The following is an 18,876-nucleotide window of genomic DNA, read 5'->3' on the forward strand; positions in this document are numbered from 1 at the left end:
TTCTTACTTACCGAATGCTTCGACAGAGTAATCAAGATTGGTGGAGAATACCGGGAAACTAACCTTAATGGCAGCATAAAATCCACGCTTTTTAAGTCCGGGACGCATCCCGATTTCGCCACCATACGCCCATGACAGGGTTCGGTTAAACTTGCCTTCCAGACCAAGTCTGAAACCTACCTTGCTGGTTTCAACGACATCTGAGGCGTATGCTTCTCCCTGAAAGAAAACATCATCCACGGTAAGCTTGGGGGTAATAATGAAGTCAAAAAATGCGGTTAAAATAAGATCATCCACACCTTCCTGGTAGTTATTGTCAAAATCCACCGCTACGTTTCGGATCCATGTGATGGACGAACCAACATATACACCCGCACCGGCCATGTTGCCGTAAACAAAAATATCACGCGGATCGCCAAATTCATCGGGTAACGTTGCCGGTAAAGGGTTTCCTTCCGCATTTACAAAATCAGTTACGTTGCCGCCCTGATCTTCCAGCGCGCTTTTTAAATCCACTGAAGTATCATAGAATATCCCTCCCAGGCGAATGCCCACAATCTTTCGGAGGGTACACGGTACTTCTGCATTTAAGGGAACCCTGGCAGCCCACTTTCCGTCTTTGTAACTTTTTTTGTAGAGAACCATCTTCGTTGTGGAACTCTTATCATAATCTTTTAAATGATAGGTGGCGCCGAATTCATAGAGATTAAAAATATTGGCTTCATTCTCCATATCATTATTTCGTTCCGCCAGATCCCTTGATAGGTCGAATTTGCGGGTGTAGCTCTTACGGGCATGTGCACGAAAAGTCATTTTATCCTGCCAGATGTAGGTAGCCTCCAAACCAAAACCAGCATTCACATTCGCTTTCCATAATTCACCGTAAATAGGCTGAAAATGAACGAAAAGCTTACTGATTGAGTATGGCTCATCATAAAGTTCCTCGTAGGTTACGGGGACTTTATCCCGACGGTCCTGTGCCTGGGAAAATGAAATAAAGCACAGCGAAGCAAAAAATAATAATAACTTCTTCACGAACTCAAAGTTAAAAAATGATACGATCGTATAACAAAATAATGTCCAATGTAAGGCATTTTTCCTAGTCAAACAACACAAAAATGCACTATACCTTACGAGACACCCTATTTATGACAGTATTGACTGAATAACAATTCACGCCATTAATTTTAAACAATCCCCGGTATTGATCATTTTTTTTAATATTTTCCGGAGATCATTACCCCATGAAAATACGAAGAAAACAAAATAATTGCCTCAACTGCGGCGCCTCACTCGACAGTGTGTACAACTTTTGTCCGATCTGCGGTCAGGAGAATAATGACAATAACGTCTCCTTCGGCACATTGATCAATGATTTCTTTTCGAATTATTTTGCTTTCGATTCAAGATTCGCCAAAAGTGCTGTTCCGTTCCTCTTTAAACCGGGTTTTCTCACCAACCGGTACATGGAAGGAAAGAGAATGACTTACGCTCATCCGTTGCGCGTTTACCTGATCGTCAGTTTATTCTATTTCTTCGTTTGCACGCTCGTGGTGAAGGATATGCTTCAACAGACAAGTGAGTTTCAGAAGTCAGTTGAGGATACCGCAAACCTTTCTTTCCTTGACAAAAATGAACAGGAAATTCTTAAAGAAACCCTTTCAGCCAAATCCATGGAAGATGTTTTACAGGAAATGGACGAAAGTGGAGAAGCTGATTACAAAACGCTATCCCGTGCAATCCGGGAAAATACGACTGCTGAAGAACGTGCAGAACTCCAGAATAAACTGAACTCCTTTATGTTCGACTCGCTTCTGTTTAACCCGCTTGACTCAAGTGCAATAAAGAAAATTGATATCTCGGGGGATGGTGCGCCCATCAGGACCAGTGTAAGTCTTGATACAAGCACAAGTTTCTTTTTGTTTGATCAGTTCGACCAGGTTTATAAGATGTCGAAAAATGAAGAGCTTACGGAAGAGGAGATTATAGACTCCTTAAGCACGGAACCAATAACAGGATTTGAGCGCTATGCCGCTACACAAGGAATTAAGATAATGAGAGCTGAACGGGAACAGGTAGGTGCCTTTATCGTTAAAAATCTGCCCATCATGATGCTGATTTTGATTCCCATTTTCGCAGCCATCTTAAAGTTATTGTACATCCGTCGACCGTTTCTCTATATAAATCACATCATTCATGGCTTTCATCTACATTCGTTTGCCTACTTTATCTATGGAATTACGCTGATCTTTACCTATTTCGTAATTAAAAATGACGGAGTTAGCATGTTCATCAATTTCCTGATTTTTGTATTGGTGACTACTTACGCCTATCTATCATTTTTAAGGGTATACAAACAGGGATGGTTTAAAACGCTTGTGAAATTCAATATGGTCGGCTTCATCTACCTGATCCTGATCACAACCTTTTTCATTCTTGAAATGATTGCATCATTCATGATGTATTAATGAATGGACTTAAGAACTTCCCTGGTCGCGGAAAGAATATGATCTGTTTCTGCCTGATTGATTGCCGTAGAAATGAATAATGATTCGAACTGCGATGGCGCCAGGTAGACACCTTTTTCCAGCATTCCCCTGAAATACCTGCCGAACAATGCAGTATCACATTTTTTCGCAGAATTCATGTCGGTAACAGGCGCTTCACTAAAAAACAGGCTCACCATGGAACCAATGGAGTTGATGGTATAATCCTTTCCAATCTCCTTTAAAATCTCCCTGTATCCCGAAACGATTGTTGCAGTCGTTTCTTCAATCTTTGAGTAAACTTCATTATGATTACGAAGGTACTGGAGAATAGCAAGCCCCGCTGCCATCGCAATAGGATTACCCGATAAGGTACCGGCCTGGTAAACAGGTCCCTGTGGAGATACAAAGTCCATAATTTCCTTTTTACCGCCATACGCTCCTACCGGCATTCCACCGCCGATTATCTTACCCAGTGTCGTCATATCGGGCAATACATCAAGCCGTTCCTGGGCACCACCAGGGGCCAGGCGAAAGCCTGTCATTACCTCATCAAAAATCAATACGATTCCGGCTTCATCACATATAGTACGAAGCCCTTCCAGAAATCCCTCGGCAGGCAAAACGCATCCCATGTTACCTGCCACAGGCTCTACAATAATGGCCGCAACCTGTTCCGGGTTTTCAGCTACCAGCCGGGAAACAGATTCCAGGTCATTGAATGCGGCAATCAGTGTATCTGCTGCGGTTCCTGGTGTGACACCCGGACTGTCCGGCGTGCCCATCGTCATCGCACCGCTTCCGGCAGCAATCAAAAAGGAATCCCCGTGACCATGATAACATCCATCAAATTTTATGATCTTGTTTCTGGCAGTGAAACCGCGTGCTACGCGTATGGCCGACATGGTAGCTTCCGTTCCGGAATTTACCATTCTTACTTTTTCAACGGAAGGAACCATCCCGGTGATCAAACCAGCCATTTGCACTTCCTTTTCTGTAGGAGCGCCGAAAGAAAGTGAATCATGAATAGCTCCACGCACCGCATTTTCAATGATCGGATGAGCATGCCCCAGGATCATCGGGCCCCATGAATTAATTAATTCGATAAATCGGTTTCCGTCTTCATCGAATACGTAGGCGCCTTCGGCACGCTGAATAAACAGCGGATCTCCACCGACAGCTTTAAAAGCCCTGACAGGTGAATTTACTCCTCCGGGAATGAATTTTTTAGCTTCTTCAAAAAGGTGCTTGCTCCGCTCAGTTATCATTTACTTTCCTCCTTCTGTCGTTCCCGAATCACAGTCCTGATTCCATCTTTATTAACCTCCAGTACCGGAACCAATTGGTTATCCTGCGCATTGTTGTATTCAAACCCAGGCGTAATGACTCCCTTCATTCTTCCGTTTTCATTCCACCCCACCTGAGGGAAGTTTCCATAATTCTTTAAACTCTGACCCAGGAACATGGCCATTTCAAATCCCTTTTCTGAATAATCTGTAGGTACTTCGCGATGCCTCCTCAGGTATTTCTTTCTGAAATCGGAGTAATTAAGGGCCTGTCTGTTAACATAACCTGGAGCATAAAGGATTGCTCCCAGTCGTTCATATACCTCATAATTTACAACCGGTTGATCCATCCAGTCGGCAGCACCCATAATCTTTATAGAATCACCCCTCGTTTCCACTGCACTTATCACCTTTGAAAAAATCAGACTATTCGACGATGCAACAAAAACATGCCCGATACTGTCAGGTTGAATTGCCATATTTTCACGCCCCTCCTCAGAAGCAGCCTCCTTAATACTCTCACTTGAGAGCAGGATCTCCAGAACTTTCCGTGTTCGATCCTTATTGATCGCTTCAATAATCGAGAGTTTTCCACCCAGTTCACTGTAGCGGTCGGCATATGACTGGGCCAGCAAACGATCATTACTTGTTTCGCCGTAAAATACGATTCCCGGTTTACTGCCATATTTTTCAAAGGCGTAATCGGCCATTACCTCGCCAATAGTAAGAACCGACGGGTTATACATGAAATAAAAAGGATTATTGGCAAGGTAATCGGGAGCGCTGGTCAGTGGATTATACATGTTAATCCCGTATTGCTGACTAAATTCATTCACCATCCTGGTCGGATCCGGAAATAATGGTCCGATGATCAGATCCATACCCTTCAATTCGTCCTTTTGCAAAATTGCACGGGTAACTGTTGTATCCCGCTGTGTATCGTAGGCATAAACCTCAATATCGATTCCTATTGAACGCAAACTGTCAAACCCAAGCTTCAACCCCTTGTACATATCAATGACAAATTCATTCACCCTCTTCTTATCATTGGGCTTTAATGATTTGATGAGAAAAGGCATCATCACCGCAACTTTGTAGGAATCTTTAATTTCTGAAGCATGTGCCGTAGCCAGGTATTTATCCGGGTCGAGATTATAGGTATTCACCAGGTTTTCCAATGTTTCCCGACCTTCCTTATCCAGTGCTACTGAACTTAATTTTGCGGCATAGATCTTTCCGATCACCGGAGATTTGTATCGGTCATACAAGGCCTTCATTTCTTCGGGCGTGGTGTCTGGCATGAGGTAATTATAAATCAGTCCCTCACTATCGTTCTTTATCTGAGGATCTCTGATACCGGCAATGACGTTCATAGCCAGAAAATCATCATTATTATCAAAGTATGACTTCGCCAGCCAATAGTTAACCTCATCAATTTTCGACCAGTTGGGGAATCGCTCCCGTGTCTGCAAAAAGACATCCTTTGCCTGCTCCTCATATCCGGCCTTGTAGGTGGATACACCTAAAAAATAGGACGCATACGCGGCAAAAGGATTCTGGGGGTCGCGCTTGATGAGCGGCTTGAATGCTTCCATGGCCAGTGCGTACTGACCTTCCTTATACAGGTTCTTCGCATTCAGATATTGCTGCTGGTAATTGATTTGAGCCTGCGATACCCCTGAAATAAAAATAAAGACAACAACGATCAGGTAATATAATTTCTTCATATACAGATTATTCCCATTCTATAGTAGCCGGTGGTTTAGAACTGATGTCATAAACTACACGGTTGACCCCCTTCACGGAGTTAATGATTTCATTCGAGACGTCGGCCAGAAACTCATAGGGTAAATGACACCAGTCGGCCGTCATACCGTCAACACTGGTTACTGCCCTCAGACTAACGACCCGCTCATAGGTGCGTTCATCTCCCATAACGCCAACAGACTGGATCGGAAGCAGCATTGCTCCGGCTTGCCAAACATCATCATACAAGCCATGCTGTTTCAGACGGCTGATAAAAACGTGATCCACTTCCTGCAAAATTTGTACTTTCTCAGGTGTAATATCACCCAAAATGCGAATACCAAGTCCGGGCCCCGGAAAAGGATGCCTTCCTAAAATGGCATCATCGATTCCCAATGTCTTTCCTACCAAACGCACTTCATCCTTAAATAGTGTATTGAGAGGCTCCACTACCTTTAACTTCATAAAATCGGGCAAGCCCCCCACATTATGGTGCGACTTGATGGTGGCCGATGGTCCCTTAACAGAAACCGATTCGATCACATCCGGATAGATAGTACCCTGTCCCAACCAGGCAACATCCTCGATCTTGTGTGCCTCGTCGTCAAATACCTCAATAAACGTACGGCCTATGGCCTTTCTCTTCTCTTCAGGATCCGTCAATCCCTTCAGTGCATCATAAAAACGATCCCTGGCATCAACCCCGGTAATATTGAGCCCCATTCCCTTGTAGGAGTTAAGAACTTCCTCGAATTCGTTCTTTCGCAGCAATCCGTTATCCACGAATATACAATGAAGACGCGGACCAATTGCGTGATGGATCAGGGTGGCAGCCACTGAACTGTCGACCCCGCCGGAAAGCCCCATCACTACCTGGTCATTGCCGATCTGTTCTTTAAGCTGCTCAATAGTAGTTTCAACAAAAATATCGGGAGTCCAGTCCTGATGACATCCACAGATATGTACTACAAAGTTCCTGAGCAGCGTTTTTCCATGTTCACTGTGAGTTACTTCAGGATGGAATTGAATACCATAGGTCTGCTCCCCTTCAATTCGGTAGGCTGCCACGTTTACTGAATGTGTACTGGCGATCACCTCAAATTTTTCTCCAAGTTCGCTGATGGTATCTCCATGTGACATCCAAACCTGCGAACCAATGCCAATCTCCTTCATTAACTCATTATGCTGATCCACCCTGGAAAGTTTTGCTCTTCCATATTCACGTATTTCCGATGGAAGCACATTACCTCCGGATTTATGCGCCATGAGTTGAGCACCGTAACATACCCCGAGAACCGGAACTTTCCCGCGGAAAGACGAAAGATCAACATCCGGTGCATCATCCTGACGAACGGAACAGGGGCTGCCAGAAAGGATTACACCTTTTACCTCACCGGTAAGATCCGGGATTTTATTATATGGATGGATTTCACAATATACATTCAACTCCCGCACCCGACGCGCGATCAGCTGGGTATACTGGGATCCAAAATCAAGAATAAGAATCTGCTCAGACATGGCGCAAAAATAGTACGCACACAGGGGAAATACTATGAAAATAAAAAAAAGAACCCCAAACAAAACGTCTGGGGTCCTCATTACCAAATTCCGGTTATTTGGATAATCCGGGACTTCGTTTTATAAACTCATCATACAATTCGGTTTGCCGGCTTTCCATTGGAATTTTCCATCCGCTGATAAATACCTGCTCCACTTTCGTCTGTGTCTCAAAAATATCTCCGGTCGCAATGAATATATTGGCAGCTTTACCCACTTCTATAGAACCGGCCCGTTCTTCAATTCCAAATATCTCGGCAGGAATCAGCGTAATCGACTTCAGGGCATTTTCACGGCCCATTCCATATGCTGCCGCAAAACCGGCATGATACGGAAGGTTCCGGACATTTTCAGCCTCAGAAGTTCTGATCGCCACCTTTACGCCTGCTTTCTGCATAAGACCGGCATTCGCATAGGCTTTGTCATAACGATCATAGTTACGTGTTGGCTGACTTAGTACAGGTCCTGTTATGACCGGAATCCCTGATTTAGCGAGTTCTTCTGCCACACGCCAGCCCTCAGCTACCCCGGTGAATATCACATCAAGTTTGTTATTATTCACCCATTCAATCGCTTCTTTGATGTCCTTGGCCGTATTCACCTCGATCATCAGCTTGCCTTCACCGCGCACGATGGGCATCAGTGCTTCCATTTCAGGGTAGTAACCCGGGCTTTCACTTTTACCGGCAAGGGCTGAATCAATCCGTGCGTAATTTCGTGCCTGCTCCCATACAGCGTTCAATTCCTTTTTTGTTTTTTCTACCTCCTTTTCAATCTCCTCATCCGAGCGGCGATCCCACCATCCCCGTCTTCCTGTTACAGGAAAGTTCATAACAACCGCTTTGAATCCAGCATACATCTGGTCCGGCGTATAGCCATACAAATCGATTAGCGCAGCGGTACCCGGGATAATACCACCCGACGGAACTGCGAGCGCAGTGGTTACACCGCTTACACGTGTCACAGGAATCAGGGCTGAATTGGGGTTTACAGCAGTTAGTGCCTGCATCTGTGGAATCACATCCCCGATTTCATTGAAATCCCTTGTCCTTGGATCGGAATTCACCTCCACAAGACCAAGACGGGTTCCCCCGTCAATCAGACCGGGATAGATCGTTTTTCCGGTGCAATCTATACGTTCTGCATCAGCTGGAACGGTAACATCGGCACCCACCGCAGCTATTTTTCCATCCCTGATTATAACCGTTGCATTCTTCAAGGTTCCATTGGCGACGGTTTCAACCGTTGCATTGGTAAGCGCATATACACCTGTTTCTCCCGGTGCCGATTGTGCCATTGCCGTTGCTGCGACAAACAGCATTCCCATGATCATAATATTTATAAGTGATTTCATTATCCCCGGGATTAATAGTTAAACAAAAATTCTGTGTCCTGCATGCATCGGTCCTGATGATCATGATCGGTTAGCATGACATCGATCTTTTCTGTCACATCCGGATAGATACGCATATCATCGGGATCATTTGACCGGTCGAACCGAACGATTCCATCAACAATTGTCATTTCAGGAATGGCATATATACTCAGGGGATGTCCATTGAACACAACCACATCACCCTCCTTACCTTCTTCCAAAGAACCAACGCGATCATCAATACCCAGCTGACGGGCAGGATTGATCGTAATTAGCGCCAGTGCCTCGTCATCGTTAAGGTCACCATATTTCTGTGTTTTTGCCGCTTCATGATACAAGTGACGAATCAGCTCTCCCGAATCTGAGTTGATCGAGGTTACAACGCCATTCCTGGTTAGGATGGCCGCATTGTAGGCTGTTGAATAGTAAACTTCAAATTTATACGCCCACCAGTCCGAAAATACCGAAGCCATGGCTCCAAATTCAGCGAGTTCAGGTGCAACTTTAAACCCTTCATTCACATGTTGAAAAACAACGCGCTTGATACCAAAATCCTTGCATACCTGCATAAGCATATAAATCTCATCAGCACGGTAGCTGTGACAGTGGATGATAATCTCACCACGCAAAATATCCGCGAGTGTTTCCATGCGCAGATCGTATTCAGGGGCCATTCCAACAAATCCTTTTTTATCCTTATTGGCGTTGTAGGTATCCCACTTCTGCATGTACTCCCGGGCCTCCGAAAATGCCTTTCTGAAGACAGATTCAACACCCATTCTTGTTCTGGGAACAATATTATTGCCTGCGCCATGCACCCGGGTCGGGTTTTCACCAAGGGCAAACTTGATCGTACGCGGAGCTCCATCCATTTTTAAGACTTCCGGATCGGTGGTTCCATAACGGTGCTTGATGGTCTCGCACTGTCCTCCAATTGCATTCGCTGATCCGTGCATGGCGTGACTGATGGTCACACCACCGGCAAGTGCTCGATAAATTCCGATATCAAACGGATCCAGGGCATCTCCCGTCCAAACTTCTGCAGTTACCGGATTCGTCGCTTCATTGATCGCGTCCAGTGCAATATGTGAATGAGCATCAATGATCCCCGGCATGACGTATTTTCCGGTACCATCAACTTCCTTCACATCCCTGGGAGTTTTCAGTCCTGTGCCGATTTTGTCGATTTTACCATCACGGATCAGTACATCCGCATTTTCCAGCGTGCCATTCGTAATGGTAATTACTGTAGCATTTTTAATAATAATGTCACCGTTCTCCTGCGCCGACAGAACGAGCGGAAGAAGCGACAAAAGAAAAGTATAAAGTAGGTTTCTCATTTTCTTGATTTTTATAAGGTCAGTTTTATTCAGGGATCCTTTCGCCCTTGATCGGAAATTTTCCAATTGAGCCGCCGTCGATCATTCCGGAAAAAGTATTTCCGTCCATCTCAAGATCGACTTTCAGGGGCAACTGACCGTTCCCATCGTTATAGGTAAATTCAAACATGACATTTTTGCCATCCACTGTTATATTATCGAGGTCGAAGCGGTAGCCCGACTGATTATCTTTAATCTCTCCGGTAAAGGAATCACCGGATTTATTGATCTGTATTTGCCCGGTTCCTGTACCATTCGGGGTCTGGGCAGAGTAGGACCATGTACCTTCAGGACCTTCACTCTTCTTGCCATTTTTATTCGATGCCTTTTTAGCTTCAAATTCATACATCTTACCCTCAACAAATACATATCGTACCTGTACGCCTTCTTCAAAGTAACTCTTATCTGTAACAACCAGGTTGGCAAGTTTTCCGGAAGAAACTGTTCCTGCAACCCGCGACAAGCCAAGCATCTCTGCCGGATATGTTGTTAAACCGGCAAGCAACACATCCTCTGAAACTCCCTTTTCCTTCATTTTCAGAAGGGTTTTATGGATATCAGATTCCTTTGCTCCCATCGAACTGAATCCGAAACGGATTCCTGCAGAGGTAAAAGTAGCAGGCAGCGTATAATGTTTTTGCAACAAGTCCGATTTGCGTTCTTCAAGTCGCTTTCTTTCATCGCTCCAGGAGGCCTCTTCAGCTGAATCCTTTTTATCTTCCTTCCACTCTGGCAAATCCAGGCTCAGGAAAACAGGCACTCCCGCACTTTTTAAATCATCCTGCACATCCCATCCCTGCTTGATACCGCCAATCATTAACTTGAAGCCAAGCTCATTTCGGAGTGTGAGTACGCGCTGGATTGATTTTACATCCTCTGCGTGAAACATGACAGGCAGCGTACCATCAATCACCGGGTAAAACGCCTCCAAAACGCGATCAGATGATGGCCGTTCCATTCCTGATGGGTTTTGAGAATAAGTCAATGCATTGTTCTTTGCAAGTTGAGCCTGTCGGTATAACTGACGGTATTTCGCCATCACACCTATAACTGTGCTTGGATAAACCCCGCGCGCTCCTTCAAGCTGCGAGTAGAAACTAACAGGGTCCTTGTATACCAGGTCATCTGCATGATCGCCCGAAAGAAGGATGATCGCGCCGGTTCCTGGCAGCATTCTGCCATATGGAACCGCATGCGCCATGGTGAAACCCAGGTTTCTCAGCGCACCGATCGACTTGTCAGACGGATCCAGCATCAGCCGAATATCTGCTTCAGGCGTAATGCCGGCAAGCTCATTTGGCGGGTTGCCCGGATTTTCCACGTTGTTTCGGCGGTTGTTATCTTCCTTCGGCTTTGGAATGCCTGCATTCGACAAACCATCGATGAATCCGGCATAAACAGTCATGGAATCTGCTTTCACATAAATCGCATCCGGAGGGATCGCGATGTTCTGTCCCACTGCATGGATAAGCCCGTTTTTGATGACAATGGTTGCATTTTCCACAATGTTGCCAGGTGAAGTAACCACGCGAACATTCTCCAGCGCATATACGTCGGAGACAGGTCGGAGCTTACTATCCTGTGCTGGTAAAATGTGATAGGAGAAAAGTAGTAGTAACGCCATCAGGAATCTGAAGCGTTGCCTTGTAAAGGTTGAATTCATATTTGCTTTGTTGATTCGTTCCAATTTGCAGTATTTCCTGCAATTACGAATTTAACCAACAGTCAAACAGAATGTTACTTCCTTTTATATAAGCGGTCAATTAATTTTGGCAGAAGAGAAGAGCTGTATCAGGAAACCTTGTATCCCTCATTCATCAGATACTGGCGCGCCTTGTCCCTGAAATCTCCCTGAAGTAAAATTTCACCGTCCTTGATACTGCCTCCAACACCACAAAATGATTTGAGACTTTTCCCAAGTTGCTTGAGGTCTTCTTCACTTCCGCGAAAACCCTGGATAAGCGTCACCTTTTTTCCTGCCCTGGATTTTGTGTCCAGCATCAACCGTAATTTTTGATTTGCGGGTGCAGGTTTGGATTCTTCCTTATCAGAGGAATATTCGTAGTCAAAGTTTTCACTGGTTGAGAACACAATCCCATCCCGCTTCTTCCAATCATTATTTCTTTTTCTTGCCATTTCGTTAAAAGTCTGGACAGGGTATTCTCATTACGTCCTTAGGTGGTTTTCTGGGGTCCCGGTTCGACCAAATATAAGACAGTGAAATCTCATGTGCACCACCACTGGCCGTTCCAAGTTGGGAAATGGTGTAGTCGTAGCTGTATCCGATATTAAAGGTATCCTCGGGTCCTTTTTTTGTGAATCCCAGCAGGAATACTATCGATTCATTATTATTAAATCCATCGATCTGTTTAATGGGCAGCCCGCGGTACCAGGCTCCGATAATTACAGGTTCCAGGGTGAGATACAGGCCCAGATCAAACTGATCAAATTCTCCCTGGGATTTATATTGAAATGTCGGAGTAAGACTTCGCTCCTGCCGGCGCGCGAACAGTCCGCTGCCCATCACACCCGGTTTGAATTGAATCTTATACCCTCCATGAATGGAGTACTTGATAGGAAGTTCCTCTATTTCCACATTTTCTTCAAATGACTGTCTGGGCGTATTCAGATGATTCGCAGAAAAACCAAGCCATGCGTTGGGTGTATAAAGTACACCCCCTGCAGAAAGATCCAGAAAACTTTTATTCGTATTTCCAAATACTTCCCCGGTGGGTTGAATCACTTCACCAAATTCATTGAACTGGTCTCCAAAGGTGAGGTCTGCAAAATTGACATTCCGGTTAAACCAGGCTACCTGGAAGCCGGGCCTGAAGAAAAGGTTTCCAGTAATCTGAAGTTGATACGCATACTGCAATGCCACAGAAGTTGACTTCAACCCGGCCCTTCCTTCCTTGTCGTGCATGAACAGTAAGCCAACCCCACTATTCTTACTTTCAAAGAAGTGATCGATATAACCCGAAAAAGTAACAAAGTTCGCTTCAATTGACGGCCACTGATTTCGATAATTCATTCCGGCACGGGTATACTGTGTGGAACCCGCAAAGGCCGGATTCAGGTACAGGGGTGCCGCATAAAATTGGGAAAATTGTGGATCCTGCGCCTGTGCACGATGGCCGGCGAACAGAATAAAACATATTAATACGAGCAAAGTAAAACGCATCGATCCCAGATTCAAATTCTCACAAAAACCAAAAATAACAAAAGTCTGCTGTAAAACACCGTCGTTTACCAGTCAAAACTTACACTTCATTCTCCGGTTACTATATTTTCCGTAACCTTATAGAAGAAAATACAACAGATATTGAACTGAATAACGTACTAAAACGCTTATTTGTATAATCAACGCTCGCATAATTAAACAAGATTGACAGATCTCGCACAATTTTTGCGGCTCAACATAGTTATAAACATATATCCCGAGGGTTCATGAGCAAAGATTTTTTCAGACAATTTATTCTTGGCTTTTTATTGTTGTTTGTAACAGCTTCATCATTTGCACAAACGCAATCTACTATCTATTGGTATTTTGGCAATAGTGGCAATGGTTTCCGCTTTATCCGCCCGGGATATGCTGCAGAAGCAGTAACGATTCCCCGGAATCTGGGCACAGGCATGAGCGCTGTGGCGACAGACCCGGTTTCAGGCGTTATTCTTTTTTATACTGACGGAATCAATGTTTACGATCGTGATAATAATATCATGCCCAACGGCACCGGACTTTCGGGCTCTGCCGGGGTAAATCAGGGAGTGGCGATATGTGCCAACCCCAATAATTCAAATCAGTATTTCATTTTCACCAATAATGGATCCATACGGGTAACTACCGTTGATATGACCCTGAACGCCGCCAATGCCAATGCCATACCGCGGGGTGACGTTACCTTAAAAAATCAACCTGTCAACGGTCTGCCTGGAACTTATGATCCGGGCATGATCATTCTTCCTAAAAACAGTCGGGATGGCTTTTGGCTGATCGCCCATCAAACAGCCAGCACCAGTTACAATGCGATCGACATCAGTGCCACAGGTACAGCTGCACTACCCCCAACATTTATTGTGAATGCTCCCACCGTGGTCGATAACTTCTCATATAATGCCGAAACCGGGCAACTGGCCATAGCCCCAAGAACCGGTGCAGAGAACGCTGCCATTGTAGCTTTCAATACAGGTACAGGGGCATTTGGTGGGGCTGCAACCACGATACCAGGCACCAGTGGGTCTACACAAGTATATAATATCTATGATACCGAATGGTCGAATACAGGAAGATATCTTTTCCTTTCCGGCAACTTCTCCGGCGCCACCGATGTATTAATGCAGGTGGATTTTACGGATTCACCGCTTACGCTTCGCCCGGTGCCCACACAGAATATGCTGCGCAGCTACGGATTGCAAATGGCGCCCGACAGTTCTATTTATCATCTATATCAGCACACAAACGGTTCTCTTCGCGTAGGCCGGATCAATGATCCGGATACCATAGCGGCCCAGGTTCGATATACTCCAAACGCATTTGGTGGCAATATCAACTACCAGGGAAGACAGTTTCCGGCATTCCTGCCTCCTTTCGATCCAATGATCACCGCAACAATTGAAATTGCCGGCACCTGTGCCAGCGTTCCATCCTTGTTCTTTCCAACAATCGAGCCGGGGGCCGACAGTGTGCGATGGGATTTTGGCGATGGTTCGGGTTCAAGGGATCTTGCACCTTTTCATACGTATGAACAGGGCGGTTCCTACACGGTTTCCTTAATGGTTTACCTGAATGGCGATTCCACTATCTTCTCACAGCCGGCGAATATTACACAGTTTGATCTTCAGATCAGCGGATTCCCACAGTCAGACACCGTTTGTGCTGAGGATTTCGCTGTCGAGTATACCGCAGAGGCACAGTCAGCAGGGGGCGGACAAGGACCGCAGCCTACTTTTAGGTGGTCCAACCAACTCATTGACGATGCAACGACTACCATCGATTCTGCCGGAAATTATTATGTCACGGCAACTGATCCCACCACCGGATGCGTTGCCTATCAATCGCTGCGGGTTGTGGAATACCGTGCGATCCAGCAACGCGCTTTCATCTGGTATTTTGGTGAGCACGGCGGTATCGACTTTAATCCGATTGTCGATGTGAATAATCCCGGCCCTGCGCGGCCTATTCCTTTTGGTGATCCAAATGATCTTTTCGGCGGCAACCAAATGATTGCCCCTGAAGGATGTGCGATTTTCTGCGATGATAATGGAATACCTCTTTTTTACAGCGATGGGGTTGATCTCTACGACAGGCTTGGACAATTGGTAGCAACGGATATCGGTGGCAGTAAAAATGCGACACAATCTGTTTTTATCGTTGATTTCCCCAATGATGCAACTCTGTTCTATATTTTCCTGGCACGCGAGGTTTATGATCCTAGCGGAAACAGTTCTTATGAGCTCAATTATACCGTTTTCGACCTGAAGCAGCGCGACGGTCTGGGCGATCTTGTAAGGGACACCAACGATGATGTCATTATTACCAAACTTTACAGTCCGAATACAGAAAGAATCACCGGTAATCAGAACTGGGTGGTTGTGCACGAATGGGGGAACAGTAATTTCCGTGCATACCCTGTGAATGCGGAAGGCATCGGAGCCGCAGTGGTGAGTAACGTAGGTTCCGTCCATAATTCGGCTTCCAGCAATACTGCCCAGGGCTACATGAAACTTGCGCCTACCGGTAAGCTGGCCGTGGGTGTTTCGCAGTCCAATTCAGAGAATTATGTTGAACTGTTTGATTTTGACAATGCCACCGGCGAAATCAGCAATCCGTTAAGGCTTGATTTTGGTAATGAAACCGGTCAGGTTTACGGTGTGGAATTCAGCTCCGATTACAGAAAAGTCTTTGCAACCATTCGAACCCCGGGTTCAAACGGTCCCAGCAAGGTGTATCGCTGGCAAATTGATACAACAACGGTTGCAGGCAATGAAACGGATCCGTCATTCATCCGCAATTCGCGAAACCTGGTGGCCAATGAAGCGGCCATTGATCTGGGTGCTATGCAACTGGGCCCGGACGGTCAGATTTATATCGCACGTGAAGGGTCTGTAAACCTGGCGACCATTACAAATCCCAATGCAGACATGACCACTGTACCAATTCAGGATGCAGGTTATTTACTCGACGGATTCGGCCTTGGTGAAAATCTTGTTGACGGAGGTTTTACCCGCAGTCTGCTGGGATTACCCAATTTTGCCAGTCAGTACGTCACTTCTCCACAGGAAATCAGTGCGGAAGTTTTCTCAGGATGTATCGGTGAGACACTTGAGTTTAATGTAATTAACACCCAAAGCCTTGAAACCTACCGCTGGAACGTCTATGATTCCGACAGTGTACTGGTTTCCTCAGGGACTGGTGAGACATTTGAGTTCTCCTCCATGACACCCGGGATTTATTCTGTACGGGTAGACGTCATTCCCGATTGTCAGATCGTTGAAAGCATGCCGCTGCCAGCTTTTGCTACATTTGAAATTTTCGGCGAACCGGTGGTAAACATCACCAATATCATCGATCCTTCATCCTGCGGAAACAGCAACGGTCAGTTCACCGTTTCGATTCCTGAATTAACCGGCTCCTATGCATTTGAGCTTTCAGGCCCTATAGCGTTCGTAAGTGACACTATTCCCGGTCCTGTCAATCAAACAGTTAACAACCTACCTGCGGGAACATACAATGTGTATGTGATCAACACCATTACCGGGTGCCAGTCGGCCACTTCTGCAGTCCTAACCGATCAGGGTGTGCGATTTACATTGAATGCTACCCCTACAGACGCTTCCTGCAGCGAGGATGACGGCGAAGTTTCTGTCGCATTGATTCCGGATGCCGGGTATACCATAGGCTATCCTGTTGACTATATCCTGCGACTCGAGGGTTCCAACAACGGCATCATTACCGGTACTTACGATAACGCTGATGGGCTTCAAACCATCAATGCGACCGGATTGCTTGCCGGCGTCTATAACATGGAGGTTACCGAATTGAGCGGTGACGGCTGTACCAACACAATTGAGAATATCGTAATAGGAACACCTCCTCTGGCTACACTTGAGGTTCCTGAAGAAGTTGTTGCCTGTGATGTGAACGAAGCACAAATACCAATAACCACCAATGCCCCGGGCATCCGCGTACTGGATCCGGCGCCCGGAAACTATGAAATAATCAATGGCGAACTCCGGGTTTTTGCACAGGGCGACTGGATTCTTGAAACCGTTGATCAGTCAGGAGCACTTTGCCCCGAAACGGCAACCGTTCAGGTTACTTTCGCTAACTCCGATCCGCTGCCTGCATCCATAGAAAGAAGTTACTCAATTTGTCCGGATGATCCGGTTGAAGAAAACCGATCTGCCATAATTGATCCCGGGAATGCCGTATACTTCTCTCTTGAGTATTTCGATGAAGAGGGTAATCCAATCATCGGCACTGGACCGGATTACAGCCTTGATGGCGATGTGTTAACCGTATATAAGGAAGGTCCGATTCAGATTGAGATTACCAATGCCTTCGGTTGTGTAACGCGCGCCACTATTAACGTGCTCATCGATTGCAAGGCCCGAATCAGTGCACCGGATGCCTTCAGACCCAACAGCAATATTCAGGACAACCAGGTATGGAGGGTATATCCGTTCCTGGTTTCAGAAGATGATTTTCAGGTATTTATTTTTAACCGGTGGGGAGAAATGATCGCTCAGTCATCTGATCTTAATTTTGAATGGAATGGCGGATACGACAATAATCCTGGCAAACCGGTTCCCGGAGGAACCTATGCATACCGTGTTATCTACAAATCCATTTATGAAGACGGACGCGGACTGCAGGAAGAACGGGGCGCTATTTTGCTCATCCGGTAGACAATTCATACTTTGCTAATAACGGACAATTGATACCTTTGTATTAAGACAACATAACTATGAAAAAGAACTACTTTCTTGCCGCATTTTTCCTGTTCCTCCTATCGTTCGCCTCAGCAGACGCGCAGGTCTTCAATACCTCCATCCGAATTACAGTATTGAATGAACTTGGCAACCCTGTTGAAAAAGCGGCTGTCCGGCTATATGTTTCTGAAGAAGACTATCGTAATGAGACCAACCCGGCCACGGAAGTCTACTATACAGATGATAAGGGGCAGGTGAAAATTAAAGACCTCGAAGCACGCATTTATTACGTAAATGCAGAAAAAGGAGACAAAAACAATATCGGGGCAGGCGTTATGACCGACAAGCTGGAAGAAAAGAAATTGAATAAAATTACCATCATCATTGAATAACCTCAGGGGAAGAGAAAACCTTCTGCAGGCTATCGCATCCTATCAACCCTGGGATGAACAGGAGAAAGCACATCAGGAATCAATGGTTGCCTTTTTGCAACGCGAGCCCAATTGCTTTGACAGATCTGTGCTTGAAGGGCATGTAACCGGTTCTGCATGGATCATTAATCCTGAGGGAACCAAATGCCTACTTGTTCATCACAAAAAACTCAATCGATGGCTGCAACCGGGCGGTCATGCTGACGGAAACCCGGATATTTTTGATGTTTCAAAACAGGAAGCAAGGGAGGAAACCGGACTTGAAAACCTGGATAGTGATGGCGACATTTTCGACATCGATGTACACCTGATACCTGCAAGAAAGTCAGACCCTGCCCACTTTCATTATGATGTTCGGTTTAAGTTCACTGCCAGCACCACCGATTCCATTCAAATCTCCGTAGAATCCAATGCGGTTCGCTGGATTTCACTCGATGAGCTGGACGAATATGCGGGAGACGAGCCGTCCATTCGCAGGATGGCCGACAAGACCCTCACTTCACCGGGAAGCGAATAGTAATAATGCAAATCCGATGATCGCCAACCAGAATTTATAAGCAATCAGGGCAGGGATAATGATTATTTCAAGTTGCATGACCACTGCCAGGATAACCAATATTACGGCCAGTGCCTTTAATACATTTCTTGATTTACTACTCATGGTTGAGGCGGTTTAAATGATTG

At 45.6% G+C, this 18,876-nt stretch carries 14 protein-coding genes; 4 read left to right on the forward strand and 10 right to left on the reverse strand.

What is annotated here, in order from left to right; genetic code table 11:
* Nucleotides 1–3: 3 nt before the first annotated feature.
* Nucleotides 4–1,035, reverse strand: coding sequence for a hypothetical protein (locus LDX50_RS16720; protein ID WP_225698452.1), 1,032 nt, complete (start codon nucleotides 1,033–1,035; stop codon nucleotides 4–6).
* A gap of 209 nt (nucleotides 1,036–1,244) precedes the next feature.
* Here LDX50_RS16720 and LDX50_RS16725 point away from each other — a divergent pair, with 209 nt between their 5' ends.
* Nucleotides 1,245–2,468, forward strand: a complete 1,224-nt coding sequence (locus LDX50_RS16725) for a DUF3667 domain-containing protein (protein ID WP_225698453.1) — start codon at nucleotides 1,245–1,247, stop codon at nucleotides 2,466–2,468.
* Here LDX50_RS16725 and hemL read toward each other — a convergent pair.
* From hemL to LDX50_RS16765, 8 genes are all read right to left on the reverse strand, one after another.
* Nucleotides 2,465–3,754, reverse strand: coding sequence for a glutamate-1-semialdehyde 2,1-aminomutase (hemL, locus tag LDX50_RS16730; protein WP_225698454.1), 1,290 nt, complete (start codon nucleotides 3,752–3,754; stop codon nucleotides 2,465–2,467). The genes LDX50_RS16725 and hemL overlap by 4 nt on opposite strands.
* A complete protein-coding gene (locus LDX50_RS16735; protein ID WP_225698455.1) occupies nucleotides 3,751–5,499 on the reverse strand; it encodes an outer membrane protein assembly factor BamD in 1,749 nt (582 codons plus the stop codon). Before LDX50_RS16735 ends, hemL begins: the two co-directional genes overlap by 4 nt.
* Nucleotides 5,500–5,506: 7 nt before the next feature.
* Nucleotides 5,507–7,036, reverse strand: a complete 1,530-nt coding sequence (gene guaA / locus LDX50_RS16740; RefSeq protein ID WP_225698456.1) for a glutamine-hydrolyzing GMP synthase — start codon at nucleotides 7,034–7,036, stop codon at nucleotides 5,507–5,509.
* Between the two features lie 94 nt (nucleotides 7,037–7,130).
* Nucleotides 7,131–8,429 carry an amidohydrolase family protein gene (locus tag LDX50_RS16745; protein WP_225698457.1) on the reverse strand — a complete coding sequence of 433 codons (1,299 nt, stop codon included), beginning with the start codon at nucleotides 8,427–8,429 and terminating at the stop codon, nucleotides 7,131–7,133.
* A gap of 11 nt (nucleotides 8,430–8,440) precedes the next feature.
* Complete coding sequence (locus LDX50_RS16750; protein ID WP_225698458.1) at nucleotides 8,441–9,790, reverse strand: amidohydrolase; 1,350 nt, start codon at nucleotides 9,788–9,790, stop codon at nucleotides 8,441–8,443.
* A gap of 25 nt (nucleotides 9,791–9,815) precedes the next feature.
* The gene (locus LDX50_RS16755) at nucleotides 9,816–11,492 is read right to left on the reverse strand and encodes an amidohydrolase family protein (protein WP_225698459.1); all 1,677 of its coding nucleotides are present in this window, start codon (nucleotides 11,490–11,492) and stop codon (nucleotides 9,816–9,818) included.
* Between the two features lie 128 nt (nucleotides 11,493–11,620).
* Nucleotides 11,621–11,965 carry a translation initiation factor gene (locus tag LDX50_RS16760; protein WP_225698460.1) on the reverse strand — a complete coding sequence of 115 codons (345 nt, stop codon included), beginning with the start codon at nucleotides 11,963–11,965 and terminating at the stop codon, nucleotides 11,621–11,623.
* Between the two features lie 4 nt (nucleotides 11,966–11,969).
* Nucleotides 11,970–13,010 carry a PorP/SprF family type IX secretion system membrane protein gene (locus tag LDX50_RS16765; protein ID WP_225698461.1) on the reverse strand — a complete coding sequence of 347 codons (1,041 nt, stop codon included), beginning with the start codon at nucleotides 13,008–13,010 and terminating at the stop codon, nucleotides 11,970–11,972.
* A 266-nt stretch (nucleotides 13,011–13,276) separates the two neighbouring features.
* On the opposite strand from LDX50_RS16765, the gene LDX50_RS16770 reads away from it, so the two are divergent.
* Genes LDX50_RS16770 through LDX50_RS16780 form a run of 3 tightly spaced genes read left to right on the forward strand, consistent with a single transcriptional unit; the run spans nucleotide 13,277 to nucleotide 18,709 of the window.
* Nucleotides 13,277–17,737 (forward strand): PKD domain-containing protein, encoded by a 4,461-nt coding sequence (locus LDX50_RS16770; RefSeq protein WP_225698462.1) that lies wholly within the window; start codon nucleotides 13,277–13,279, stop codon nucleotides 17,735–17,737.
* Nucleotides 17,738–17,796: 59 nt separating this feature from the next.
* Complete coding sequence (locus LDX50_RS16775) at nucleotides 17,797–18,153, forward strand: carboxypeptidase regulatory-like domain-containing protein (RefSeq protein WP_225698463.1); 357 nt, start codon at nucleotides 17,797–17,799, stop codon at nucleotides 18,151–18,153.
* Complete coding sequence (locus tag LDX50_RS16780) at nucleotides 18,146–18,709, forward strand: NUDIX hydrolase (protein WP_225698464.1); 564 nt, start codon at nucleotides 18,146–18,148, stop codon at nucleotides 18,707–18,709. Before LDX50_RS16775 ends, LDX50_RS16780 begins: the two co-directional genes overlap by 8 nt.
* Here LDX50_RS16780 and LDX50_RS16785 read toward each other — a convergent pair.
* Nucleotides 18,692–18,853, reverse strand: coding sequence for a hypothetical protein (locus LDX50_RS16785; RefSeq protein ID WP_225698465.1), 162 nt, complete (start codon nucleotides 18,851–18,853; stop codon nucleotides 18,692–18,694). The two genes, LDX50_RS16780 and LDX50_RS16785, sit on opposite strands and share 18 nt — an antisense overlap.
* Between the last annotated feature and the right edge of the window lie 23 nt (nucleotides 18,854–18,876).

It is taken from the genome of Fulvivirga sedimenti (assembly GCF_020328055.1).

Bases quoted from the DNA above. Each gene is read 5' to 3' on its own strand.
- LDX50_RS16755 (WP_225698459.1), bottom strand. From the start codon at position 11,492: ATGAATTCAACCTTTACAAGGCAACGCTTCAGATTCCTGATGGCGTTA.
- LDX50_RS16725 (WP_225698453.1), top strand. From the start codon at position 1,245: ATGAAAATACGAAGAAAACAAAATAATTGCCTCAACTGCGGCGCCTCA.
- LDX50_RS16775 (WP_225698463.1), top strand. From the start codon at position 17,797: ATGAAAAAGAACTACTTTCTTGCCGCATTTTTCCTGTTCCTCCTATCG.
- LDX50_RS16785 (WP_225698465.1), bottom strand. From the start codon at position 18,853: ATGAGTAGTAAATCAAGAAATGTATTAAAGGCACTGGCCGTAATATTG.
- LDX50_RS16760 (WP_225698460.1), bottom strand. From the start codon at position 11,965: ATGGCAAGAAAAAGAAATAATGATTGGAAGAAGCGGGATGGGATTGTG.
- LDX50_RS16770 (WP_225698462.1), top strand. From the start codon at position 13,277: ATGAGCAAAGATTTTTTCAGACAATTTATTCTTGGCTTTTTATTGTTG.
- LDX50_RS16735 (WP_225698455.1), bottom strand. From the start codon at position 5,499: ATGAAGAAATTATATTACCTGATCGTTGTTGTCTTTATTTTTATTTCA.
- LDX50_RS16765 (WP_225698461.1), bottom strand. From the start codon at position 13,010: ATGCGTTTTACTTTGCTCGTATTAATATGTTTTATTCTGTTCGCCGGC.
- hemL (WP_225698454.1), bottom strand. From the start codon at position 3,754: ATGATAACTGAGCGGAGCAAGCACCTTTTTGAAGAAGCTAAAAAATTC.
- guaA (WP_225698456.1), bottom strand. From the start codon at position 7,036: ATGTCTGAGCAGATTCTTATTCTTGATTTTGGATCCCAGTATACCCAG.
- LDX50_RS16750 (WP_225698458.1), bottom strand. From the start codon at position 9,790: ATGAGAAACCTACTTTATACTTTTCTTTTGTCGCTTCTTCCGCTCGTT.
- LDX50_RS16745 (WP_225698457.1), bottom strand. From the start codon at position 8,429: ATGAAATCACTTATAAATATTATGATCATGGGAATGCTGTTTGTCGCA.